This is a genomic window from Roseovarius conchicola, from assembly GCF_041403425.1.
GTDB classification, from domain to species: Bacteria; Pseudomonadota; Alphaproteobacteria; order Rhodobacterales; family Rhodobacteraceae; genus Roseovarius; species Roseovarius conchicola.
The window spans coordinates 66,014-88,993 of record NZ_JBGEHK010000008.1; the positions used below are offsets into that span (position 1 = coordinate 66,014).

The following is a 22,980-nucleotide window of genomic DNA, read 5'->3' on the forward strand; positions in this document are numbered from 1 at the left end:
CGCCGTTGCCACGTTCATTCTGATCGGCGCAGCCTCCGGCACGCTGGCCCAGGGCGTGCCGGTCAATGACAGCGGGCTGACCGCGCGCGATCTGATCGAAACCGGAGATCGGGAAGCCGATCTGGCTGTGCAACGGGAAACTCTGACAGTCCAGGAACAGATCACCGAAATCGAGCGCGAGCAACTTGCGGTCCTCGATGCCATCCTGGATGCGCAGACCAGCTTCGATAGCGCCTCGATCACTGGCATGGTCACAGATCTTGAGGGCGGCAATGGCGATGCCGACCGCTCGTTGGCTGCCGTTTATGGAACCGCCGAGATCGATCCGAACCCCGCTGGCGATCAGATGTTCGGGGATGCGGCGGAGAATATCGAGCAACTCATCATCCGGGTTGCCCAGGAAACCCACGGGCGGCCCGGGGTATCTGCCGCCGGTCTCTCGGTCGTCCAGTGGCGCGCGCTTCTCCAGGCTTTGATCTGGCAGGAGAGCCGCTTCGTGATCCGCGCTGAAAGCCCCGTCGGCGCTTACGGGCTGACACAGATCATGCCCGGGACCGCCAGCGATCTCGGGATCAACCCGGAATACCGCACAAGCCCCTATCTGCAAGTCGACGGCGGTGCGCGGTATCTGTCAGACCAGCTCGCGCGCTTCGATGGTAACATCATCTTCGGGCTTGCGGCTTACAATGCAGGCCCGGGTCGCGTGATCGAATATGGCGGCGTGCCACCGTTCCGGGAGACCCAGCACTACGTCACCGTCATCCCTCAGCAGTACAATGCATACCTTGCCCGCATCGGGGGGATAGAGGCGCTCGGCACCATCGACCCGGCCCTGCTTGCCAACTCGAACCTCTCACTCACCGGTGCAGGCGCGGCGTTCTACGGCAGCAACTCCCCCACCGCGGTCCGACAGGCCGCCCTTCGCGTGCGCGATATCGTGACCCGGATCGGTAGCACTACTGACGTCCAGGAGTCCATGGCGCTCAACACCTACGCACGGGCCGAACTGGCCCGGCTCATCGCTGCCATGACGCGTCTCCAGGCCGCGCGCACGCAACCGCTTAGCGCCGAGCAGATGCGCCTCGCCGCCGCCCGCATGCGGGAACAAGACTTCATGACCATCATCATAGAGGAGTTGGACTGATGCCCGCCCGACCACTTCGCAAAACACTTCGCACCCTCACAGCCCTGCTGCCGCTCAGCGCCATCGCCCTTCGCGCGATCCTTCTCCCTGCTTCTGCTACCGCACAAGGCGTCCCAGTGGTCGACACGCAAAACATCGCCCAAAACATCCAGCAATTGCGCCAGATGATCGAGGACGAGCTTCTGCAGAACGAACAGCTTCTACAACTGCGCGAACAGCTAACCACCCTCACGGACCAGCTCGCCGAACTGCAACGCACCTATGAGGCTTTGACCCGTCTCGCAGAACTCCCCGAAGTGATCGCCACAGAAATGGAAGCCGAACTGAACGGCATTCTCGACCAGGAATTTGGGGACATCCAGGCGACGATCCAGGCCATTCGCACAGGCGACTTCTCGGGCCTCAGTGGCTCAGGTGCGGCCGAGATCGAAACCCAGATGGACCGCGTGCTGGCCGAGCTTGGCTTCGACGATAACACGCTGCGTGAGATGGCCTCGAGCGGCAACGCCGGGGCCGAGCGGATTGCGACGCAAGCCGCCACAGGCGCTCTCGTCTCCGCCGCGGCGCAGAACAGCTACGACGATGCGGGCCAGTCGCTCGAACGGGTGGAGCGGCTCGTCGGTCTCATCGGCGACATGGACGAACTCAAGGAAAGTGTCGATCTCAACACCCGCGTCACCGCTGAACTCGCCATAGCGCTTGTCGCCATGTGGCAGCTCGAGGCCGTGCAGACCGTGGGCGACGGCACCGGCAGCGTCATCGATGCCGCCACCATCGCCGAGGAACAGAACTTCATGGAATTCACCATTCCGGATTTGGGCGACTGACCATCGAGGCACGAGACTTTGAACAGCGAACGCGAAATCATCGAAGAGGAACTGGTCTACGGCGCACTGCGTCGCGAACGGCTCTGGCAGCGATTGGGCCTGCTCGGGATCATGTTCGGGCTGGTCGGTTGCCTCGGCGCAGTGATGGTCGCCATTCTCGACGTCGATCCGCCGCCTGTTGTTGTGCCATATGATCCCGAGACCGGGTTTGCCCTGCCTGAGGCGTCTGTCGGGGCAACACAAGTGACCGACAATCAGGCCGTGATTGAGGCAGAGATCTTCCGCTATGTGACCGACCGCGAAGTCTACAACCAGCTCGACAATGACGTGCGGATCCGAAGCATTCTACAGCGCTCCGATGGCCGAGCGGAAGCCTCCGTCACGGCGCAATGGAACAGCGCGAACCCGCAATATCCACCCAAGGTCTACGGCGAGGATTCCACGCTTGATGTCGAGGTTCTCAGCATCAACCTGATCGGGGAGAACCGCGCCACGGTACGTCTCCGCAAGCGCCTCACCTCGATCCAAGGCATCCAGGCAGGCCTCTTCACCGCAACACTGCTTTTTGAGTTCCGACCCGAGACCGCACGCACGATCGATCAGGTCTGGACCAACCCCTTTGGCTTCACCGTGCTCGAATATTCGATCCGGTCCGACAGATTGGAGAACTGATATGCGACGCATCGGGCTTGGCCTTAATATCCTGATCTTCACTGCCTCAAGCGCTCTTGCCGAGGCGACGCCTAGACGCGGCGCGCACGATCCACGTGTCCGGGTCGCGACCTATCAGGAAGGTCAGGTCTTCCGCCTCAACGTCTCGCTCACCCATGTGACCACCATCGAGTTCGGCGAGGGCGAAACCATCCGCTCGATCCTGGCGGGCGATACCGAAGGGTTCGAGCTCGATGGCGTCCCCGGCGGCCAAGCCTTCGCGATCAAGCCGCTCGCGCGCGGTGTCCACACCAACGTCACCGTCTATACCAACCGGCGCAGCTACTATTTCAACGTCCAGGAGGTCTCGACACCCACATTCTACGTGGTGCAGTTCCATTATCCGGATGAAGCGCGTCGCCCGCAGAATGCCGTCGCGGCGCAAGCTCCGAACTACAACTATGGAGCCAGCGACCGCACGGAAATCACGCCCGCGCGTGTTTGGGATGACGGCACATTCACCTACTTCCAGTTTGCCCACAACGCGCCTGTCCCGGCGATCTTCCGCTACGCCAACGGGCGCGAGCGCACCGCTAATACGCAAGCCACCGAACCCGGTGTGATCCGAGTCTCGGGCGTGAATGCCCAGTGGGTGCTGCGCCTCGGCGATACTGTCGTTTGCATTCAAGCCAATTCACTGACGGGAGGCACGTGATGAGCGACAAGCCGAACCAACCTGACATGTCCGAACGCCTCGCCCGGCTTGAGGCGAGCGCCTCGGGCAGCCCAGGGACCACAACCCGCCGCTCGCCTCTGACGGCCCTTCTTGTCGTCGCGCTCGTCGGTCTCGGCGGCACCGTCCTGTACTTGTTGAACCAGCCAGAAGAAGTGACCCTGCCCACGGCGACACCGGATGAATTCCAGCCGGAAGGCGATGGCTTCGGCACCATCGAACCCTTCGAGCCCCCTGCCCCGCCAGAGCCCGAAGTCGTTGAGGTGCCTGCCCCGGCACCCGAACCCAATGCCGAACTGCTCGCCCAGATCGCGGCTCTGCAGGCACAGATCGAAGCCATCCAGAACACGCCAGACTCAGTTCTTGAAGAAGACACGGCAGCCGCGGAGGCCATCAACGCGCTGACCGCCCAACTCACGGAACTGCAGGCGGCCTCGGAAGCCGCGCAACAGCAATTCGCGGATGAGCTGGAAGCCCGGGATCGCGAACTTCAACAGCTGCGCATGGATCTCGATCTGGCGCATCTTGAAGCTCAAAAGCCAACTCCTGCCCCTGCCGGTCCCACGGACGAAGAGCTGCGGCGAATGGAAGAAGAACGGCGACGGCAAGAGGAAGAGGCCCGCCGTTTTGCCGACTTGCAACGTCGGGCCGAAGAAGAGCGCGCCTTTCAGGAGCGCCGTATCCTCTCGCCTGTCATCGCCTTCGGCGGCGCGACCGGCGGCACAGATGGTGCCGAACTGGCAGAACGTACCTTTGGCGAAGTCACCGACTTCGTCCTGAACGGGGCCTTCCCGAGCCCCGTCACACAATCCGAGGTCATTGCGAACCCGTCCAACACGGTGATCCAGGGCACGGTGGTCCAAGCCGCGCTCGAGACCGCGATCACCAGCGAGTTGGCCGGCCAGGTCCGCGCCATCACGTCCGAGCATGTCTACAGCTATGACGGAACCCGCCTTCTGATCCCCGCCGGATCCCGGCTGATCGGGCGGTATCGCTCAGGGGCGAATATCGCACAACGACGGCTGACGATCGCCTGGGACCGGATCATCCTGCCGAGCGATCAAACCATACAGATCAGCGCCTTCGGGGGCGATGAGCTCGGGCGCTCCGGCACCACAGGCTTTGTTGACACGCGATTTGCCGAGCGCTTCGGCTCGGCCGCGCTGATCTCGTTGATTTCCGCCGCACCCACCGTTGCGGCCAATGAGACGGAAGATGAACTCGCCGAAGACGTCCTCGAAGACATTGGCGACGATCTGGCCGACGCAACCGAAAGCGTGATCGGTGAATACCTCTCGATCGGCCCTGTCATCTATGTCGACCAGGGCGCGCGGATCACCGTCATGGTGGACCGGGACCTGGAGATCTTCTGACAATGTCACTCAGTTATCTCCAAGCCTCCATCGACAAACTTGAAGACGCCAAACGCGAGGATGTCATCGAGATCTGCATCAACCCCGATGGCACCTGTTGGGGGGAGTTCCAGGGCGATCACTTCATGCGTCGCCTGGATCAGACGCTGACAGAAGACCAAATCAAAGACCTCGGAAACCAGATCGCCTCGGACGCCGCCACACCGCTTTCCAAGGACCGACCGATCGTCTCTGTCTCGATCACCTATCGCGACCGCCCGGTCCGTGCGCAGGTGATCACGCCACCTGCTGTCAGCCGTGGCATGTCGATCAGCCTGCGCTTCTTCTCAAGCCTGCCACTCGAGGCAATCGAGCTGGGCTTCCTATTTGGCAAGGAGCGGAAGCTGGAGGAATTGCGCCAGGAAAAGAACCGCCAGCTTCGGGATGTGGTAGTCAACGGCGACATAGAGGCCGCGATCCGGCATTGCGTCGAGAACAAGCTCAACATGATCGTCTCTGGCGGCACCTCCACGGGCAAGACAGTGGCTGCTCGAAAAATCCTTTCCTATGTCAGCGATGACGAGCGGATCGTCACGATCGAAGAGGCCGCCGAGCTTCTGCCGAAACAACCCAATGCCGTAACACTCATCTCGAACCGGGATGTCGTGAACCAAACGGCGGATGTCTTGCTCACTGCCACCCTTCGGATGCGACCTGACCGTATCATCCTGGGCGAGGTCCGCGGGAAAGAGGCCATGACCTTCCTCGAAGCCATCAACACGGGTCATGGCGGCTCGATGACCACTCTCCACGCCGAAACCCCCCAATTGGCGGTCCAACGCCTAGCGATTGCAGCCCTCAAGACCGAGGTCCCGATCCCTTATCGCGACATGATAGACTACATCGAAAGCTCCATCGATGTGATCATTCAAGTCGGACGTGAAGACGGAAAACGGGGGATCACGGAGTTCTATTTGCCCGGCATCGAATTGGAAAAGGAGGCCTATACATGAAAAGCTACATGCCAAAGATCCTGACGTTCACCGGTGGCAAAAAATTCAGCTACCAGCAGATGGAAGACGAGATTGCGAAATACACACTGGACGGCTGGAAAATTGTTTCAATGACGCAATTTCAGAGCCATCAGCCGATGTATACGGTTCTCTTGCAGTATGAATTTTCCGAAGAGGAAATGCAGCCAAAAGCGGAGAAGCGGGCATGAAGATCTGCAACCTACTCCTATTGGCGGCGATTAGTTTTTCCTCGGCGACTGCCTTTGCTCAGGGCTTGGTACCCACAATGGACAGCGAGTATGAGTTCTGTCAGCAGCGCCCGCCCGAACCTGAGTGGGTGCAAAATCTGCACGTGCGAGAGAGCTACAAACGGCTTCTAATCCAGTCGATCTACCGTCTTGAAGGATACCAGCGTGTCGCTGCTTCTGATGATTGCAGGTGCGACACCTTGTTTCCGCCATGGTCCAGTGCTGTCCAGCACTACAACGACAACTTCCTCCATCTCGAACAGTTCGAGGCGATGCAAACCCGCCGTGATTTTCAAGATCAAGGCTCTGCCGTGCGTCGCTCCGTCCAGGAACTCTGTGAAGCAGAAGGCAATTGGTGATTTAGGAGAAAGTCATGAGCGTCGTTTCATACCTTGTTGATACCGCCCAAGGCTTCTTGGATAACTCAGCCGAGACACAGTTTGGAGCGGTGGCCGCAACAGTTGGAACGATAACGACTGTGGCCGTCAGTCTCGTCGTCATCCTCGTTTGCATCAACATGGTATTCCAATATCGAGCCATGGATGGACGGACGGCTTTTTGGCTTGGTGTCAAAATAATTCTAATTGGGATATTTGCGCAGAACTGGACCCAGTTTAATGCGCTCTCTTCAGCTATTTTGAACGGCATCGACAGCATAGCCGGATCACTCATCGCCGCTGTCGGTGGGGGCACACCCGGCCCGTCTGGTACATATGCAGAGCAGTTCGACGAAATGATTGCTGACTTCGGCAACTATCTTAACGCCGCCGGTGAAGAACTGAACTGGATGGCCGGGGCGATCCTCTCCAATCTGGGAGTCTTCCTTCTTTCGCTACTCGGAGCACTTGCCGCTTTCCTCATGGTCGCGTCGCGCTTGATGATTGCGCTGCTTCTCGGTTTGGCACCGATCATGATCTTCCTCACGCTCTTCGATGTGACGAAGGACTACTTCGCGCGATGGCTCTCTGCCGTGGTTTCATTTGCGATGTATCCCATCATCATTGCCGGAGTGTTCTCAACCATCACTGGCGTCTCCGTGTCGCTACTGGGGGAACTGGGTGATCCAGTAGCTGCTCCCAACATTGGCGCGCTTGTCCCGTTCTTCATGATGGTCCTGATGGCAAAGGGATTCATTATCGCAACGCCGTTCATCGTTCGGGCTGTATCAGGTAACATCATGATGCCGGCGATTTCAGGTGGGCTTGGAGGAAGCTATGCGTTCAACCGGGCTGCCCTGGGATCGCAGCAAGCAATCAACCGTTATCTAGTGGGCAACGCAAGCGGGTCGGAAGTGGCCGCCTTGCGCTTGCGCGCCGCTCTTGGAGTGTCAGGCATGCCAGAGCGCAGCTACGGAACAAGACCACCACCAAACACGCAAGCAGGTACACGCAACCCAAATGCCGGCACATCACCAGACTATCAAGCGCAAATAGACCGCAATCGGCGCATAGGTCGGTAGCTGAACTGACGTGCCTAGGTCGCCGCTGAGTCGCCTAGGTGTTTGATCCCAGGGTTTGATGGTGCGATCCATTCGAGCAAATGGAAGGAAGCACTATGGGACAAGTTCGTCACGGGAGCGCCACGACCACGCACGCCGTCAGAGCAGCAATACAGCGATCGCAAGCTTCGACCGCGGAGCTGAGCCGGGAGCTTGGGATCAACGCCAAGACCGTAGCGAAGTGGCGCAAGCGGCAGACGGTTGAGGACAGGAAGACCGGCCCGAAAGAGCCGCGTTCAACCGTTCTCAGCGAGGAGGAAGAAGCGATGGTCGTTGCTTTCCGACGGCACACAATCTTGCCTTTGGATGACTGCCTCTACGCTTTGCAGCCGACGATCCCGCACATGACACGCTCTTCTCTGCATAGATGCTTGCAACGGCATGGTATCTCGCGCCTGCCTGAGGTGGACGGCGACAAGCCCAAAAAGCTAAGGTTCAAGCGCTACCCAATCGGATTCTTTCATATTGATATTGCCGAACTCAGGACTGCAGAGGGTAAGCTCTATCTCTTCGTGGCCATTGATCGAACCAGCAAGTTCGCCGTGGCGCAGTTGGTCGAGAAGGCGAACCACAAGACGGCCTGGGAGTTCCTCGAGCTTCTCCTCGAAGCCGTTCCCTACCGCATCCACACGATCTTGACGGACAACGGCATCCAGTTCGCTGAGCAGCCGCGAAACCGAAACACGATCAATTCTCGGCCGATGCGTTTCGACATGATCTGCGAGGCCAACGGCATCGAGCATCGGCTGACCAAACCCAACCATCCATGGACCAAGGGCCAGGTTGAGCGCATGAACCGCACGATCAAAGACGCGACCGTCAAACGCTATCACTATGAAAGCCACGACCAGCTTCGTACGCATCTGGCCGACTTCCTTGATGCTTACAACTTCGCTCGCCGACTCAAGACGCTCTCTGGTCTCACGCCCTACGAATACATCTGCAAAATCTGGACATCAGAGCCGGATCGATTCATCCTAAATCCGATCCACCAGATGCCGGGACTGAACACCTAGGCCCTATTAAACGTTGGTGCCAGAATCCCAGCAACTTCAAGAAACGTGCACTGCGTAGAGAGTCCGAAGCCGAAAACTGACCGCTGTTCCGCGCAACATGAATAGTGGCTTTGCGGAACGGCAATGCAACGGAGTTTCCCAAAGTGGTCGTTCGCCGCGCGGGCGCCGTATGTCTCACAAGCGGGACTTTGCCGCCTTTTGCTCATGCAGCGTTTGCTGATGCAGAAACCCTTCGCGCCTGCGGCACGTTCCTTGATGCGAAGTAGGCTGTGTCGTCTAAGCAGTCTTTAGGACACGCCATCGAACGTAGTGCGCAGGTGGGACCAGAAAGGTACGGGACTTCGTAGCCGTAACACTCTCAACCTCTCACAGTGCGCAGGCTCGATTCCTCAGCTAGCGAGGTCTTCGCGATGGCACCAGATGGTATGCCCTCCTGCAAATTCCCTGCGTGGCGGTGCCGTGTCTTCACAAACTGACCCCACGCGTTTCGGACAGCGGCGCTGAAACGGGCAGCCGCGCTCGGGGGGGCTAAGCTCGACCACATCACTTGCCGCGAGGGATGGCGTATAATCCGGGTCAGGCTCTAGAACAGCGCCCAAAAGAACCTCTGTATAGGGGTGCGAAACAGATCCGTAGACTTCTTGTGTTGGACCAAGTTCGCACAGGCGTCCCTGATAGAGAACGGCGACGCGGTCGGACAAAGCTTTAACCACAGCAAGGTCGTGGCTGACAAAGATATAGCTGGTCTCATTGACACGCCGAAGATCATCCAAAAGTTCCAGCACGGCGGCCTGAACCGACACATCAAGCGCTGATGTGATTTCGTCGCAAAGCACAAGTTCGGGCTGGGCCGCGAAGGCGCGGGCGACGGCGACGCGCTGCTTTTCTCCGCCCGACAGTTGGCTGGGCAGCCGGTCTAGATAGTGAGCCCCAAGGCGGACCTGCTCCAGCAATTCGGATGAGCGAGCCAGCAAGGCTTGCCCGGATAACCCGAAATAGAGTTTCAGTGGCTGGGCGAGTATCTGTGCGATTGTCTGTCGCGGATTCAGGCTTTCATCCGGATTCTGAAAAATTAGCTGCACCTGACGTAAATGCCGCCTGTCTCGATCCTCTACCTTTGCGGGCAGCTTTTCATGATCTTTGAGCGTGGTTGCTCCGCGCAGCGGAGGCAGCAAACCAGAAATTGATTTCAGGATGGTCGATTTTCCCGACCCGCTTTCTCCGACCAGCCCCATGGTCTCACCATGGCACAGCGCGACGTCTATGCCGTCTACAATGGCCACTGTGTGCGTCTTGCGTCCCAGTAACCAATCGACAAGCCCCGGCTGGGTGTAAGAAATCGCCATGTCGTTCAAGGTCAGCGACAGCGCCTCGGGCAGCTTTCGCACCCCGGTTTCCCGTTCTCCGGTCAATGGGATGGAGCGAACCTGTTCAGGCAGGTGACAGCGTGTGGAGGTGCCATCGGGCTGCAGTGCGAGCTCAGGCCGGCCCGTTCTGCACGGTTCGCTGGCAATGGCGCAGCGAGACACAAAGGCACAGCCCATTCCCGCTTGACCCGGTGCTGGCGGACGTCCGTCAAGCGCGCGAGGCAGACACTTGTCCGACAGCTTGGGAATGGAGGCAAGCAGGCCACGCGCGTAGGGGTGGCCCGGGTCGCGCAGGACTTGCCGCGAAGCACCTTCCAAGACGACCTCACCCGCATACATCACCACAACACGGTCACAAACGCGCGCGATCGCGCCCAGATCATGGCTGACATAGACCATGGCCATGCCTGTATCACGGGCAAGATCGCGCAAAAGTTCGAGTATATGCGCCTGTGTCGTCACATCCAGACCCGTTGTCGGTTCGTCCAGCAACAGTGCCTCAGGCTCCCCGGCAAGCGCCATTGCAATCGCCACCCTTTGCTGTTGACCTCCCGAAAGCTCGTGCGGGTATCTCCTTGCAATTGCCTCCGGATCTGGCAAGCGCACCTGACCAAGCAGGTCGATGACGCGCCCGTCATATTGGTCTTCACTCAAAGAACTGTGTAGCCGCAGCGCCTCGCGGATTTGCGCGCCAACCCGTAGGCTTGGGGTCAGGGATTGACCGGAATTTTGCGGGATCAGCCCCAATCGCCCGCCGCGAATACGCTCAAGCGCGCCCCGGTCTTGCGCGAACATGTCGACCCCGTCAAAATGGGCCTTGCCGTCAAGGACCCTGAGACCGGTCTTGAGATACCCCATCATTGCGAGGGCAAGCGTGCTCTTTCCCGAACCACTCTCGCCGACCAGACCTATGCTTTCACCGGGGCCAACGGACAACGTGATATTCCGCAAGACTGGCAGCATCCCTCCGGCACGCCCACGGAAACCGATACTCAGGTCATCCACGTCAAGGACGGTTTTTGAAGTTTCAGTAGCTCGCATCATACGGGTGCCTTTTGCGCGCGGTCGATGCCAAGGGCCTTGGCCAAAGCGTCCGCAGTCAGATTGATGCCGATGATCAAGGACGACAGTCCGACCATCGGGGCGAGAACCCCAAGCGGCGAGAACGACATGAAGCCGCGCGCATCGGCAATCATGAGCCCCCAGTCGGGCGTGGGTGGTGAAACACCAAACCCCAGAAAGGACAGTGATGAGAACGCCAGCAGCATCCAAGACCAGCGCATCGCGCCCTCGACCAGCAGCGCATCGCGGACATTCGGCAAAAGTTCGCGCCATATGATCGTTGGTCGGCCATGCCCCCTTGCACGGGCGGCCTGAATGAAATCACGGGCAACAACGTCATGGGTGGCAGCGCGTGCGATCCGGATGACTGGGATGCCGTAAAAGAACGCCAATGTCGGGATAAGAACCTCTATCCCAGTCCCGAAAGTAACGATCAGGACCAGCATTTTCAGGATCCATGGCAGCGAAAGGAACGCATCCACGATCCGCATCAGAACCTCGTCCAGCCGCCCCCCTGCCAGTCCGAAAAACACCCCAACCAGACCGCCCCAAAGCACCGCAAGCGGTGAGGCGATACCGGTCACTAGAATAGCTTCACGTCCGCCAAGCAGGGTTCGTGTCAAGGTGTCGCGACCCAGATGATCCGTCCCGAGCCAATGCTCGGCCGAGGGTTTGGAGAGCATCAAGCCTGCGTTCATCTCGGTATAATCATAGGGCGCGAGCCACGGGCCGATCAGGGCCAGGATCAAGTGCGCTGACACCAACGCCAACCCAATTGCCCCCGAAGGGCGCGCTACGATGTCTTGTAAAACAAGAAGAAGCCGCTGGACCGGACCCGGACGCTGATAGGTAGGAATATCTGTCATTGGCCTAGTTCCTGCGCATGTGAACTGTCCGCAGACGCGGATTTGCAATCATAGTCAGCAGGTCGGCCAGTAAGTTTACGCAAACATAGACCGACGCAATGATCAGGGCTATTGCCTGTGTCACCGGCAAGTCGCGATCCGAGATACTGTCGATCATCATGCGACCAAGGCCCGGATAGTTGAAGACGGTCTCGATCACGACGACGCCCCCCAGCAACCACGCGATTGTAAGGGCCACCACGTTGATCGTGGGCAGAAGCGCATTTGGCAGAATATGCCGGAACACGATTTGCCAGTACGGGACACCTTTCAGAAGCGCCATTTGTGAGTAATCTGAAGCAAGCGTTTCAATGACGGATGATCGCACTGTGCGTAAAATATGCGCGGTCATCACCAATGTCAGAACCCCGATTGGCAAGAGCACTTCTGGGAAGAACTCGGTCAATGGTGCATTGGCAGAGGTAAGGACGATACCCGGCACCCAACCCAGCCAGACCGAGAATACAAGGATCAGCAAGGTTGCCGAGACGAATTCAGGGATCGTCATCGCGGCAATCGCCGTGGTTGAAACGATGATATCAACTGGCCGATCGCGCCACAGAGCCGCAACAATGCCAAGGAACAAAGCCAGAGGGATACCCACCAGCATCGCGCCCGATGCAAGAAGCAAAGTGTTTCGCAACCGGTATCCGACAAGTTCAGAAATCGGTTTTTGTCCGTTGGCCGATAGGCCCAAATCGCCCTGCAACGCGTTTCCTGCCCATTCCGTGTATCGCGTAAGTGCCGGGCGGTTCAGCCCCAGATCCTCGCGACAATTGGCAAGCAACGTGCCTTTTGCCTCGCGCTCCAAAAACGCTGTGCAGGCATCACCGGGCAACATTTCAACACCGGCAAAAATGATCACGGACACGAGCCAGACGGTAATCGCCCCAAGGCCCAACCGTCGCAAGAGCATGGACAGCATCACTTTATCCAATCACGAGAAAAGGGATGAAGGAGATGAGGGCGCATGTTGCGCCCTCATCAAACAAGGTCAGTTGACCGTTACAAGGTGCCAGCGTACCGCGTTGTTTTCAACCGCATCAAGATTATCAACCCGCGAGGTTGTTCCGACCAAACGTGTCACGTGATACGGAATAAGCGTGCCTGCGGTTTCCCAGAGATGCTCTTGTGCCTTAACATAGAGTGCACGACGTTTGTCAAAATCCAACTCCTGCCGGGCCTGCGCCAGAAGCGCATCGAATGCAGGATCCTTGTAGAAGCTTTCATTCCACTTGGCCGTGCTTAGGTAGATTTCGTTCAGCGCCTGATCAGCCGGGCGTTCATTCCAGCGGGTCGTGACTGCGTCTTTTTGCATCCAGACTTCGCTCCAGAAACCATCAGACGGCACTTGGACGATATTCACCCGAATACCTGCAGCCGCAGCCTGATTCTGGTAAACTTCGGCCAGAATGGGCCAAGTCGGCTCTAGTGTTGCCACGTGCAGATCAATGTCCAACCCGTCAGCATGGCCTGCTTCTGCAAGAAGCGCCTTGGCACGCTCGATATCCTGCGGGCAGTCAATGTCGGCGCGGTACTGATCGCCGGGGCCGACGGGAGTGTCGCAAGCAACCACAGCGCGACCTGCCATCACAAGATCAACCATGCCCTGGCGATCCGCCGCCAATCGAAGAGCCTGGCGCACGCGCGGGTCGTCAAACGGAGCCACATCAGTGCGGAATATCAGGCCACGCCAATTGCCGGTCGGAATGGTCTGAATGTCAAACTTGTCCGAGCCTTCCAGCATCACGCTCTGCTGGGCGGTAATCCCGCGCTCCATGTCAATCTGACCGCCAAGCAGAGCCTGAAGGCGCGCCTGCCCGTCGGTGATACCGATGATTTCCATTTCGGCCACGCCCGGAGCACCCTCAAAGTAGTCCAGGTTGGCTTCGAGTTTGGTCGTGCCTTCTGCATTAAAGCTGACAACCTTGAAAGGTCCGGTGCCAATGCCAGTCGTTGCGATTGTGTCGCCCGCACCTTCGGGGATCATGCGCAAACGATAATCCATCAGTAAAAGTGGCAAGTCAGCGAACGAGCCATCCAGCGTCAGTTTCACTGTATCGCTATCTACTGCCTCGACCGTGTTGATCATGGCGATGGCCGACCGCGCCGGGCTGTCCATCTCCGGGTCGAGTACGCGCTCCAGCGAATAGACCACGTCTTCAGAGCCAAACGTAGAACCGTCATGGAACGTAACTCCATCGCGTAGTTCCAGCGTCCATTCTGTAGCATCGTCGTTTGCCGACCAGCTTACGGCCAGATCCGGTGATGGACGGCCATCCATGTCAGGCCGTACAAGGCGGCTCATGATTTTCTCAGTGATCTGAAACACACGGCCCTTTGAGATCGGGTCAAGGCTTGAAGCCGATCCCGATCCAACTTCATGCGCCTGACGAAAGACGCCGGTAGGTTCAGCCCAGGCCAATGAAGCTGAAAGTGCCAGACCAGAGACCACTCCTAGAATAATTCGCATTTTTTTCCTCCCTTTGGTGGCCCCCCAATCCGAAATAGCGAGGCAGAGGAACCTGTCTGAACATTCCTGCGAGCCTGATTTTTGGTCAAACGAAAAAATATACGGATATGGATGGTGAAATATTTATCTATACGTGGTTAAAATTAGATTTGCCCCAACGCGCCAAACCAGTTTTGACTAAAGCCGCCAACGGGCCCCTGGGAATGAGAAATGGGCGCAAACAATATCATTTTGACAATCGGCGGGGGTGGTTTCACCCATGCATCGGATCCGGAACTTGACGATTTCTGCCTGCGTTTCGTACCGGAAAAACCGAACCTTGGGTATATTGGTTGGGCAAACGAGGACAACGAGGTGCGGACAAACCGGTTCTACGATCGTTTCCGCGATGTCGCCGGATCCTCGTCGCACCTGCCTCAGGGCACATCGGGATCCGAGACGCGCGAATGGCTTGCGGGCAAGCACATGGTCTTTCTGGGAGGTGGCAATACTGCTAGTCTGATCGCCGCGCTGTCGTCAGACGGACTGCTGGCTCATTTTGCAGCGGCAAATGTGAATGGTTGCGTGCTGGCCGGTGTCAGTGCCGGTGGCATTTGCTGGTTTGACTGGATATTGTCGGACTCGGATGGGCGCGGATACGCGCCTATGCAAGGCCTGTCTCTGGTGTGTGGCGGTGTCTGCCCACACTACAGTTCCGAGGTTGCCCGAAAGCCACAATTTGAAGCTGTCGTCGCACGCCGCGCTGATGGGGCGGCCTATGCGGTCGATGACGGCGCATGCACTGTGGCCATCAACGGTGAGGTCAAGGGATACTTCTCGGCACGTGATAATAGTGCAGCCTATAGGTTAACACGCCAGAACGGAGCAGTCGCATCAACACGCCTCCCGATCTTTGGGTCAAAGTGAGCTGTCGGAATCGGCTTCGGCTTCAATCCATTCACACACGGTGCGGATTGCGCTGCTCCTGCGCGCCTCATGTTGCTCCAGCAGGTGAAAGGCCCGGGTTGGCAGCAAATCAATATCGAAGGGTTTGATCAGCTGACCCTGCGCGACATCGCGATCCATGAAAGGAAACACACCAAGAGCAACCCCTTGCCCATCCTTGACCGCGCGCTGAACCATGTTGGAATCAACAATGGTCACTTCGCTTTCCAGCTTCAGGTCAGGACAGTCAGCCAGCGCGAACCAATTTTCCCATTCACTGCGGTCATGTTGATGGATGATCGTCAGTCCGGCCAACTGTCGGGGATCCGTCAACGGGCCTGTTTCACGCGCAAGATCAGGGCTGATGATCGGAGAATAACGAGCCTCAACAAGGCGCGTCGCCTCAAGCCCTCGCCATTCTCCGACGCCCCAATCAACCGCAAGATCCGATTGCATCTGGTTGCTGTCAGTGATCCGTGATCCGTGATGCACCACAAGGTCGATCTTGGGGTGCTCCTTGCTGAACTGCGTCAGCCGTTGACCCAACCAGCGTGATCCGAAAATCGGACCAACAGCAATTGAAACTGTTTTGCGCGGCACCACAATATGATTTTCGACTTCGGCCTGTATCTGGTCAAATGCCGAGGTAAGTACCCCCGCTAGCGAACTGCCACGCTCTGTCAGGCTGACCGCTCGCGTGTGGCGGTTAAACAGCTTGCAACCCCAGTCCTTTTCAAGCTGTCTGATCTGATTACTAACCGTCGTCGCACTGACGCAGAGTTCAGCTGCGGCGTCTTTGAAACTCAGATGGCGTGCGGCAGCCTCAAAGGTTCGAAGTGCGGTGAGCGGCAATCGTCGAGCATTTCTTGGCACCTCGTTCCTCCGGATGAATAAAGAATTTGCAATCCATAGCCCTGACAAATCTCGTTTGTCAAAATCATTGTGAACCATGACCCTGCGAATTGAATGAAACCCAGTTCTGTCATGCGGCAGAGCGGCATATAAGGGAAATGCCTTGGTCAAGATCGCCATTTTCGGAATTGGAGCAATGGGTTCGGTCTATGCTGCCCATTTCGCCGAGGCAGGCCATCAGGTTGTGGCGATTGATCCATGGAAAGCCCACGCAGATGCGATTTGTGCAAACGGGCTACGGCTGGAGGGTCCCGGCGCGGATCGTATCGTCACCGGCATCACCGCCTCTGACGATCCCGATCTAGCGCGTGGGGCTGATCTTGTTGTCATTGCGACCAAGGCATCGGGGGTCGGATCGGCGGCTCGCGCCCTGTGTCCATTGGTGACCCCTGACACAACCGTGCTGACCATTCAGAATGGGCTTGGTGCAGACGAGCGGATCACGCACCACTTGCCCGGTGAAAACGTGCTGCTGGGTGTCGCCGACGGGTTTGGTGCGTCGATGCAAGGGCCGGGTCATGCCCGGCACACAGCCATGAAGCTGATCCGGTTGGGAGAACTGACAGGCGGCCTGACGCCGCGGCTGGAACGTATCGCAGCACTTTGGCAGGGCGCGGGCCTGACCGCGCGCGCTTTCAGTGACATTCATCAACTGATTTGGGAAAAGCTGCTGTGCAACGTGACCCTGTCTGCGCCTTGCACCGTGCATGGCTGCACCGTCGGAGAGCTGATGGACGATCCCGCAAAATGGGCTGAGGCTTTGGAGTGCACGCAAGAGGCCTATGCCTGCGGTCAGGCTCGGAAAATTGCGTTTTCATTTGATGATCCGGTGGCCTATGTTACCGCCTTTGCCGAGCTGGTTCGTCATGCCAGCCCGTCAATGCGGCTGGATCATCTGGCTGGTCGCGCTTCCGAAATCGACTTCATCAACGGGGCGATCCCGAGTATCGGCCAGCAATTGGGCATCCCAACACCCACCAATGATCGTCTGAGCGCAGAAGTCCGAGCTCGTGAGGCAAGCTTCACAGGAAGAGCGCAATGAAGATCGCCAGTTTCAATACGGCCTCGGGGCAAAGCTACGGCCTTGTTGCTGCGGACGGGGTGAATCCAGTGTCGGCAGATTTTGCAGCGCAGTTCCCCAGCCTCCGCGCGCTTCTGGGTGCCGGGATGCTGGAAGAGCTCGCCGATAATTGCACGAGACAATCGCTGGATTTGTCCTCTTTGGAATTCCTGCCGCCAGTCCCATCACCATCAAAAATCCTCTGCGTTGGCCTGAACTACCGCAAGCCCTACCCCGTGGCTGGCGCGGCGGTTCAGTCGAACGATATCGTCATATTCGGACGCCACAACGACACGCTGGTGGGACATAGCACGCCGCTTGAAATGCCGCTGGGCGATGCCGCGCAAAGCTATGACTTCGAGGGCGAGATCGTGGCCGTGATTGGCAGCACATGCCGCCATGTGTCTGAAGCCGACGCCCTGTCCTTTGTAGCCGGCTATTCCTGTATGAACGAAGGATCGGTACGGGGCTGGCAAAAGCACTCGGTCCATGCCGGTAAGAACTTTCATGCCTCTGGGTCATGGGGGCCGTGGCTGACGACGGCTGATGAGGCGGGGCCCATCGGTGTCATGGAACTGATCACGCGGGTCAACGGGCAGGTCATGCAACGGACAATCGGTGCCAAAATGATCCATCCGCTGCCCAAACTGATTTCCTACCTGTCTCATATCACCCAATTGAATCCCGGTGACGTCATTGCAACCGGATCACCTGATGGCACCGGAGGAAGCCGCACTCCACCCGCCTTTTTAACCCCCGGCGACGTGGTCGAGGTCGATATCCCGACCATTGGCACGTTGCGCAATCACGTCGCCGCGCAGGCGAACAAATAGGACGACACTCATGCATCCAGAGCTTAAACAACTGCGCTTTTCGGTTAAACCTTTTCCGGTCGAGGGAAATCGCCCTGTCGAACTGGCCCGCACCATGGCCGTGCATCCCCTGACCTATCAGGAATTGCCCTATGAGCCTGAGTATTCGCTTTATGCCGGGCGGTTGACGCCTGAAAAGATGACCAACGCAACTCCGGACGAGATGTATTGGGCCGCACGTCAGAAAATCATCCTGCGGCACACCGGGGAACACCCCTTCGAAATCGCAGGCCCGGATGCACTAGCGCTGTTGCAAAAGATCTTTCCCCGAGACGTATCCAAGGTAAAGACTGGGCGCTGTTCTTACCAATTCGCCTGTTATCACGATGGTGGCATGATCACCGATGGCCTGCTTTTGCGGGTAGCCGATGACCGGTATTGGTTTGCCCAGGCTGACGGCGATCTGTTTTCCTGGTACATGGCCCATTCCGAAGGGTTGGATGTCACGATCAGTGATCCCGATGTCTGGGTCAGTCAGATCCAAGGGCCGCATTCGATGAAACTGCTCCAACATTTGCTGGACGGCCCAATGCCAGACCCATGGCGCTATTTCGATTGGGCCGAGGTCAGCATGGCAGGCCAAAAGGTCATCATCAGCCGAACGGGGTTCACCAACGAACTGGGTTGGGAAATCTATTTCCGCCCGGAAAATGATATCGAAATGCTGGGCGATCTGATTTTGGACGAAGGCGCAAAGATGGGCATGGTGCTGACCGCGACACCGGGGTTCCGTGGCCGCCGCATTGAGACCGGGTTGCTGTCGGCCGGACAGGATTTCAATCGCCACACCACGCCTTTTGCAGTTGGTCTGGGCAAGTTCATTGACTTCGACTCTGGCGACTTCATTGGGCGCGAAGCCTTGATGGCCGCAGATAAGACCTGCCGTAGTTGGGGAATGCGTGTTGAGGGCGGCACGGCCTTGCGTGGTCAAACACTCCATCAGAACGGTCAGATCATTGGTCGGGTCACATCCAGCACATGGTCGCCCTACCAGGTATGCGGCATTGGAATCGTCCATCTAGACAGCGATAAGTTTGGCCCCGGTAGCATCGTTGAGGTCGATTGCACCGATAGCACTAAACACCGGGCAGAGCTTTGCACCCTGCCGATGTATGATCCGAAAGGCGAAATAGTGCGCGGAATCAATACGACGATCCCGACCGGCCCGGATCCTTGGCCGGGGATTACTGTGCGCACCGACACTGTCAAAACTGCCTGAATCCCAAAGGTTAAGCAGAATGCCTTCTAACGAGACTCTGCGAGAGGTATCTCTCGCCGACCGCTTCGACCTGAGCAAACCCAACGTGCTACTGTCAGGCACGCAGGCGCTGGTGCGGGTCGCACTGATGCAGCGCGCACGCGATGCGGCAGCGGGCCGGAACACTGCAGGTTATGTCTCTGGTTACCGGGGATCTCCTCTGGGGACAGTAGACGCGGCCTTCGAAAAGGCGCGCGCTCTTCTGGACCCGGCGCAAATCCGATTTCAGGCCGGCCTGAACGAAGACCTTGCGGCCACCGCACATTGGGGTGCGCAACAGGCGGAGCTTCGGGGAGAGGGCAAGTATGACGGTGTCTTTGGCCTGTGGTACGGCAAAGGACCGGGTGTGGACCGGTCGGGTGATGTCTTACGTCATGCAAATCTTACAGGAACGTCGCCTTTGGGCGGGGTTCTGGTCGCCGCAGGTGATGACCACACCTGCGAAAGCTCGACCACCTGCCACCAGTCCGAACTGGCGCTGATTGACGCGATGATCCCCATCTTGTCCCCGGCGGGTTTGCAGGAACTTCTGGATTACAGCATCCACGGCTGGGCTCTGAGCAGGTATAGCGGCTGTTGGGTCGGCCTGAAGTCGGTCAAGGATACGATCGAAGCGACGGCCGTTGTCGATGGCGATCCCTTTCGCGTTGAGACACGTATTCCAGATGGCGATCTTGCACAGGCCTGTAACATCCGCCTTGGCGATACGCCTCAGGAACAAGAGGCGCGGTTGCATCTGCAAAAGATACCAGCGGCGCAGGCTTACGCACGCGCCAACGGGTTGGATCGGCGTATGCACGGCAGCAAACGCGCACGGATCGGCATCGTGTCGTCCGGTAAAAGCTGGCTGGACCTTGCCCATGCCTTTGATCTTCTGGGGCTTGACGATGATGCTTTGCACCAGATGGAGATCACGACCTACAAGGTCGGGATGGTCTGGCCGCTGGATCCGGTCGCCTTTGGCGATTGGGCCGCTGGGCTGGATGATGTGATCGTCGTCGAGGAAAAGCGCCCGGTTCTGGAACCTCAGGTCAGGGAAATCGTACCTGCCGGGATGCGCGTGCTGGGCAGCCGTGATCCAGAGGGGGCGCCGCTGTTCCGCTCTGTCCTTGATCTTGATCCGGCAAGCATCGCGCTTGGCCTCGTGCAGGCGCTTGATCAGATCGGCACCGACACCAGCCAGTTAGAGGGCCACTCGAAGCGGCTTTGCAGTTTGATGCAGGCAAGCATGGCCCCAGACCTGACCGACCGCAAACCCTGGTTTTGCGCAGGCTGCCCACACAGCACTTCAACCCGTTTGCCGGATGGCGCACGCGCCTATGCGGGGATCGGGTGTCACTACATGGCGCAGTGGATGGATCGGGAAACCAGCGGCTACACCCATATGGGTGGCGAAGGGGCCAACTGGATCGGAGAGGCGTTATTTTCAAAACGCACGCATGTCTTTCAGAACATGGGCGACGGCACCTACAATCACTCTGGCAATCAGGCGATCCGGGCGGCTGTCTATGCCGGAACCAACATCACTTACAAAATCCTCTACAATGACGCCGTGGCAATGACCGGCGGGCAAACGCATGAAGGGTCCATGACCCCTTATCAGATTGCGGCAGAGTTGCTGGCCTTCGGCGTGCGCAAGGTTGTGGCGGTGGTCGATGAAAAGGAACAAACACCCGCATTGCCAAGCCAGGTTAAATCGCAGCCCCGCAGCAAGCTGCAGGCAGTGCAGGAGGACTTGCAACGTACCGAGGGCGTGAGCGCCATCATCTATGTCCAGACCTGTGCTGCGGAGAAACGCCGCCGACGCAAGCGTGGGAAATTTCCGAACCCGGACAAAAGGGTTTTTATCAACCCCGCTGTCTGCGAAGGCTGCGGCGACTGCGGGCAGGCATCGAATTGCGTGGCGATCCTGCCGCTGGAGACGCCCTTTGGGCGCAAGCGGCAAATTGACCAATCGGCTTGCAACAAGGACTTTTCCTGTCTGAAAGGGTTCTGCCCCAGTTTTGTAACTGTGTCGGGTGTAAACCCCAAGGCAAGCGTCGCGAATTTCGCGGATATCCCAGACCTTCCAGAGCCAGAATTGCCCGAACTTGACCGGGTCTGGAATATGCTGATCACCGGTATCGGTGGCACCGGCGTTGTTACGATTGGCGCGCTGATGACGATGGCTGCACATCTGGAGGGCAAAGGCGCTGCCGAATTGCAGATGGCTGGTCTTGCCCAGAAAGGCGGCGCCGTGTCGATACATTGCCGGATCGCGCCCAACCCAGCCGACATCAAGGCGACCCGGCTGGCAACGGGGGAGGCGGACGCGGTGATCGCAGGCGACCTTGTCGTAGCAGCGGGGGGCAAAGCCCTCAGTCTCATGGAACTGGGCCGGACCCGGATCATTGCCAACGCAGCCACCGCGATGACCGGACAATTCACCCTTGATCCCGGTTTTCAGATGCCGGGGCAGGAATTGAGCCAGCGGATCAAAGAGCGCGTCGGTGCTGATGCCGTCACACTGTTTGATGCCTCCTCTGTTGCGCGTGATCACTTGGGCGACACTATGTACAGCAACGTTCTTTTGCTGGGGGCCGCATGGCAGGCAGGACAGGTGCCCCTTGGTCGTGCCGCGATACGCCGTGCAATCGAGTTGAACGGTGCTAGCGTAGAAGGCAATCTGAGGGCCTTTGAGACCGGACGCTGGTGTTACCTACAAACTTCCGAAGCCGTTGTCGCGCCTGAGCCGACACCTGAAACCGCACAGCAACGGATTGATCGGCTAGCCGATTTTCTGGTCGGTTATCAGGATCCTAGCCTCAAAGCCCGATTTCTCAACATGGTCGCGCGGGCCCGCCAAGCCGAGACATCCCAAGGCCTCACCGGTTTTACTGAGGCCGTGGCCGATGGATATTGGAAGCTTCTAAGCTACAAGGACGAATACGAGGTCGCACGCCTTCATATGCAAGAACTCAACACCCTGTTTGACGAAAATGCCTCGTCTGTAAAGCGCCTGACATTCCATCTTGCGCCTCCCCTGCTCAGCCGAACGGGCAAGGACGGACGTCCGATGAAGTCCGAGTTCGGACCTTGGGTCCGTCATGTTTTCCGGCTGCTTGCACGGATGAAACGGTTACGCGGTACCCCGTTCGACATCTTTGGTTATACCGCTGAGCGAAGGCACGAACGCCGCTTGATCCGTGAATTTGAGCAAGACATTGAACAGGTTATGCCAATTTTGTCCGTAGAAACGATCTCAGACGCGATCGCGCTGGCGCGGCTTCCTGAAACGATCAGAGGTTTTGGGCATGTCAAACAAAGGAATGCGGGCCATGCTTCCAAGCAAAAGGCTCAATTGTTGGAAAGAATGGGCTTGCTGACCGCCCGGGGCAGCCAAACTTAAGGGTGTTGTTTCGATTATACTTCTACCACTTTCAATTCATGGTGTCAGAATTTCTGCACATTGCATGAACGGCCGCAGTTCACGCTGCTAAGCAACGCGACATTTTTGCCTGTGCAGCAAAATTTGTGCTGCGAGCGCGCGCAGCGGGACAATCAAATTCACAGTCAGGGCTCCTCTGCCGACATCCGAAAGTTTTGATCAGATGACCGCTGCCAGTCCGAAGCGGACATTGGATTGTTGGCGCGTTTGGCGGATCAGCGGACTTTGCCGCCGCCCA

Annotated in this window: 20 protein-coding genes; 15 read left to right on the forward strand and 5 right to left on the reverse strand. The window is 58.1% G+C overall.

Annotated features, from left to right (window positions below; genetic code table 11):
• Positions 1 to 55 precede the first annotated feature (55 nt).
• The 10 genes from V6N02_RS18435 to V6N02_RS18480 all read left to right on the forward strand — a co-directional run bounded on the left by V6N02_RS18435 (position 56) and on the right by V6N02_RS18480 (position 8,482).
• Positions 56 to 1,144 (forward strand): lytic transglycosylase domain-containing protein, encoded by a 1,089-nt coding sequence (locus tag V6N02_RS18435; protein ID WP_371228189.1) that lies wholly within the window; start codon positions 56 to 58, stop codon positions 1,142 to 1,144.
• Complete coding sequence (locus V6N02_RS18440) at positions 1,144 to 1,971, forward strand: type IV secretion system protein (RefSeq protein ID WP_371228010.1); 828 nt, start codon at positions 1,144 to 1,146, stop codon at positions 1,969 to 1,971. Before V6N02_RS18435 ends, V6N02_RS18440 begins: the two co-directional genes overlap by 1 nt.
• 18 nt (positions 1,972 to 1,989) lie before the next feature.
• Positions 1,990 to 2,643 (forward strand): VirB8 family type IV secretion system protein, encoded by a 654-nt coding sequence (locus V6N02_RS18445; RefSeq protein WP_371228012.1) that lies wholly within the window; start codon positions 1,990 to 1,992, stop codon positions 2,641 to 2,643.
• Position 2,644: 1 nt separating this feature from the next.
• Positions 2,645 to 3,337, forward strand: coding sequence for a TrbG/VirB9 family P-type conjugative transfer protein (locus V6N02_RS18450; protein WP_371228014.1), 693 nt, complete (start codon positions 2,645 to 2,647; stop codon positions 3,335 to 3,337).
• Positions 3,337 to 4,728 (forward strand): TraB/TrbI/VirB10 family type IV secretion system protein, encoded by a 1,392-nt coding sequence (locus V6N02_RS18455; RefSeq protein ID WP_371228016.1) that lies wholly within the window; start codon positions 3,337 to 3,339, stop codon positions 4,726 to 4,728. Before V6N02_RS18450 ends, V6N02_RS18455 begins: the two co-directional genes overlap by 1 nt.
• A 2-nt stretch (positions 4,729 to 4,730) precedes the next feature.
• On the forward strand, positions 4,731 to 5,720 hold the full coding sequence (locus V6N02_RS18460) for an ATPase, T2SS/T4P/T4SS family (protein WP_371228018.1): 990 nt from the start codon (positions 4,731 to 4,733) through the stop codon (positions 5,718 to 5,720).
• Positions 5,717 to 5,929: a hypothetical protein gene (locus V6N02_RS18465; protein ID WP_371228020.1), complete on the forward strand. Its 213-nt coding sequence runs from the start codon at positions 5,717 to 5,719 to the stop codon at positions 5,927 to 5,929. The genes V6N02_RS18460 and V6N02_RS18465 overlap by 4 nt, the downstream gene beginning before the upstream one ends.
• Entirely contained in the window at positions 5,926 to 6,327 is a 402-nt protein-coding gene (locus tag V6N02_RS18470) for a hypothetical protein (RefSeq protein ID WP_371228022.1), read from the forward strand. The genes V6N02_RS18465 and V6N02_RS18470 overlap by 4 nt, the downstream gene beginning before the upstream one ends.
• Positions 6,328 to 6,341: 14 nt before the next feature.
• Complete coding sequence (locus tag V6N02_RS18475) at positions 6,342 to 7,427, forward strand: TrbL/VirB6 family protein (protein WP_371228024.1); 1,086 nt, start codon at positions 6,342 to 6,344, stop codon at positions 7,425 to 7,427.
• Between the two features lie 95 nt (positions 7,428 to 7,522).
• Positions 7,523 to 8,482: an IS481 family transposase gene (locus tag V6N02_RS18480; protein ID WP_371228026.1), complete on the forward strand. Its 960-nt coding sequence runs from the start codon at positions 7,523 to 7,525 to the stop codon at positions 8,480 to 8,482.
• A gap of 389 nt (positions 8,483 to 8,871) precedes the next feature.
• Here V6N02_RS18480 and V6N02_RS18485 read toward each other — a convergent pair whose 3' ends face one another.
• The 4 genes from V6N02_RS18485 to V6N02_RS18500 form a co-directional block, all read right to left on the reverse strand.
• On the reverse strand, positions 8,872 to 10,893 hold the full coding sequence (locus V6N02_RS18485) for a dipeptide ABC transporter ATP-binding protein (protein WP_371228028.1): 2,022 nt from the start codon (positions 10,891 to 10,893) through the stop codon (positions 8,872 to 8,874).
• Complete coding sequence (locus V6N02_RS18490) at positions 10,890 to 11,777, reverse strand: ABC transporter permease (RefSeq protein ID WP_371228030.1); 888 nt, start codon at positions 11,775 to 11,777, stop codon at positions 10,890 to 10,892. Before V6N02_RS18490 ends, V6N02_RS18485 begins: the two co-directional genes overlap by 4 nt.
• 4 nt (positions 11,778 to 11,781) lie before the next feature.
• Positions 11,782 to 12,741 carry an ABC transporter permease gene (locus V6N02_RS18495; RefSeq protein ID WP_371228032.1) on the reverse strand — a complete coding sequence of 320 codons (960 nt, stop codon included), beginning with the start codon at positions 12,739 to 12,741 and terminating at the stop codon, positions 11,782 to 11,784.
• Between the two features lie 69 nt (positions 12,742 to 12,810).
• Complete coding sequence (locus V6N02_RS18500; RefSeq protein ID WP_371228034.1) at positions 12,811 to 14,289, reverse strand: ABC transporter substrate-binding protein; 1,479 nt, start codon at positions 14,287 to 14,289, stop codon at positions 12,811 to 12,813.
• A 210-nt stretch (positions 14,290 to 14,499) separates the two neighbouring features.
• Here V6N02_RS18500 and V6N02_RS18505 point away from each other — a divergent pair, with 210 nt between their 5' ends.
• Positions 14,500 to 15,195 carry a Type 1 glutamine amidotransferase-like domain-containing protein gene (locus V6N02_RS18505; protein ID WP_371228036.1) on the forward strand — a complete coding sequence of 232 codons (696 nt, stop codon included), beginning with the start codon at positions 14,500 to 14,502 and terminating at the stop codon, positions 15,193 to 15,195.
• Here V6N02_RS18505 and V6N02_RS18510 read toward each other — a convergent pair.
• Positions 15,187 to 16,245, reverse strand: coding sequence for a LysR substrate-binding domain-containing protein (locus tag V6N02_RS18510; RefSeq protein ID WP_371228037.1), 1,059 nt, complete (start codon positions 16,243 to 16,245; stop codon positions 15,187 to 15,189). The genes V6N02_RS18505 and V6N02_RS18510 overlap by 9 nt on opposite strands.
• Here V6N02_RS18510 and V6N02_RS18515 point away from each other — a divergent pair.
• The 4 genes from V6N02_RS18515 to V6N02_RS18530 are packed head-to-tail and all read left to right on the forward strand — an operon-like array spanning position 16,229 to position 22,703.
• Positions 16,229 to 17,167: a ketopantoate reductase family protein gene (locus tag V6N02_RS18515; protein WP_371228039.1), complete on the forward strand. Its 939-nt coding sequence runs from the start codon at positions 16,229 to 16,231 to the stop codon at positions 17,165 to 17,167. The genes V6N02_RS18510 and V6N02_RS18515 overlap by 17 nt on opposite strands.
• Positions 17,164 to 18,018 (forward strand): fumarylacetoacetate hydrolase family protein, encoded by an 855-nt coding sequence (locus tag V6N02_RS18520; protein ID WP_371228041.1) that lies wholly within the window; start codon positions 17,164 to 17,166, stop codon positions 18,016 to 18,018. Before V6N02_RS18515 ends, V6N02_RS18520 begins: the two co-directional genes overlap by 4 nt.
• Positions 18,019 to 18,028: 10 nt before the next feature.
• The gene (locus V6N02_RS18525; RefSeq protein ID WP_371228043.1) at positions 18,029 to 19,276 is read left to right on the forward strand and encodes an aminomethyl transferase family protein; all 1,248 of its coding nucleotides are present in this window, start codon (positions 18,029 to 18,031) and stop codon (positions 19,274 to 19,276) included.
• Positions 19,277 to 19,295: 19 nt separating this feature from the next.
• Positions 19,296 to 22,703, forward strand: coding sequence for an indolepyruvate ferredoxin oxidoreductase family protein (locus V6N02_RS18530; RefSeq protein ID WP_371228045.1), 3,408 nt, complete (start codon positions 19,296 to 19,298; stop codon positions 22,701 to 22,703).
• The last annotated feature ends 277 nt before the right edge of the window (positions 22,704 to 22,980 follow it).

Bases quoted from the DNA above. Each gene is read 5' to 3' on its own strand.
- V6N02_RS18440 (WP_371228010.1), top strand. From the start codon at position 1,144: ATGCCCGCCCGACCACTTCGCAAAACACTTCGCACCCTCACAGCCCTG.
- V6N02_RS18460 (WP_371228018.1), top strand. From the start codon at position 4,731: ATGTCACTCAGTTATCTCCAAGCCTCCATCGACAAACTTGAAGACGCC.
- V6N02_RS18475 (WP_371228024.1), top strand. From the start codon at position 6,342: ATGAGCGTCGTTTCATACCTTGTTGATACCGCCCAAGGCTTCTTGGAT.
- V6N02_RS18465 (WP_371228020.1), top strand. From the start codon at position 5,717: ATGAAAAGCTACATGCCAAAGATCCTGACGTTCACCGGTGGCAAAAAA.
- V6N02_RS18485 (WP_371228028.1), bottom strand. From the start codon at position 10,893: ATGATGCGAGCTACTGAAACTTCAAAAACCGTCCTTGACGTGGATGAC.
- V6N02_RS18490 (WP_371228030.1), bottom strand. From the start codon at position 11,777: ATGACAGATATTCCTACCTATCAGCGTCCGGGTCCGGTCCAGCGGCTT.
- V6N02_RS18530 (WP_371228045.1), top strand. From the start codon at position 19,296: ATGCCTTCTAACGAGACTCTGCGAGAGGTATCTCTCGCCGACCGCTTC.
- V6N02_RS18520 (WP_371228041.1), top strand. From the start codon at position 17,164: ATGAAGATCGCCAGTTTCAATACGGCCTCGGGGCAAAGCTACGGCCTT.
- V6N02_RS18510 (WP_371228037.1), bottom strand. From the start codon at position 16,245: ATGGCGATCTTGACCAAGGCATTTCCCTTATATGCCGCTCTGCCGCAT.
- V6N02_RS18480 (WP_371228026.1), top strand. From the start codon at position 7,523: ATGGGACAAGTTCGTCACGGGAGCGCCACGACCACGCACGCCGTCAGA.
- V6N02_RS18455 (WP_371228016.1), top strand. From the start codon at position 3,337: ATGAGCGACAAGCCGAACCAACCTGACATGTCCGAACGCCTCGCCCGG.
- V6N02_RS18505 (WP_371228036.1), top strand. From the start codon at position 14,500: ATGGGCGCAAACAATATCATTTTGACAATCGGCGGGGGTGGTTTCACC.
- V6N02_RS18450 (WP_371228014.1), top strand. From the start codon at position 2,645: ATGCGACGCATCGGGCTTGGCCTTAATATCCTGATCTTCACTGCCTCA.
- V6N02_RS18500 (WP_371228034.1), bottom strand. From the start codon at position 14,289: ATGCGAATTATTCTAGGAGTGGTCTCTGGTCTGGCACTTTCAGCTTCA.
- V6N02_RS18525 (WP_371228043.1), top strand. From the start codon at position 18,029: ATGCATCCAGAGCTTAAACAACTGCGCTTTTCGGTTAAACCTTTTCCG.
- V6N02_RS18470 (WP_371228022.1), top strand. From the start codon at position 5,926: ATGAAGATCTGCAACCTACTCCTATTGGCGGCGATTAGTTTTTCCTCG.
- V6N02_RS18495 (WP_371228032.1), bottom strand. From the start codon at position 12,741: ATGCTGTCCATGCTCTTGCGACGGTTGGGCCTTGGGGCGATTACCGTC.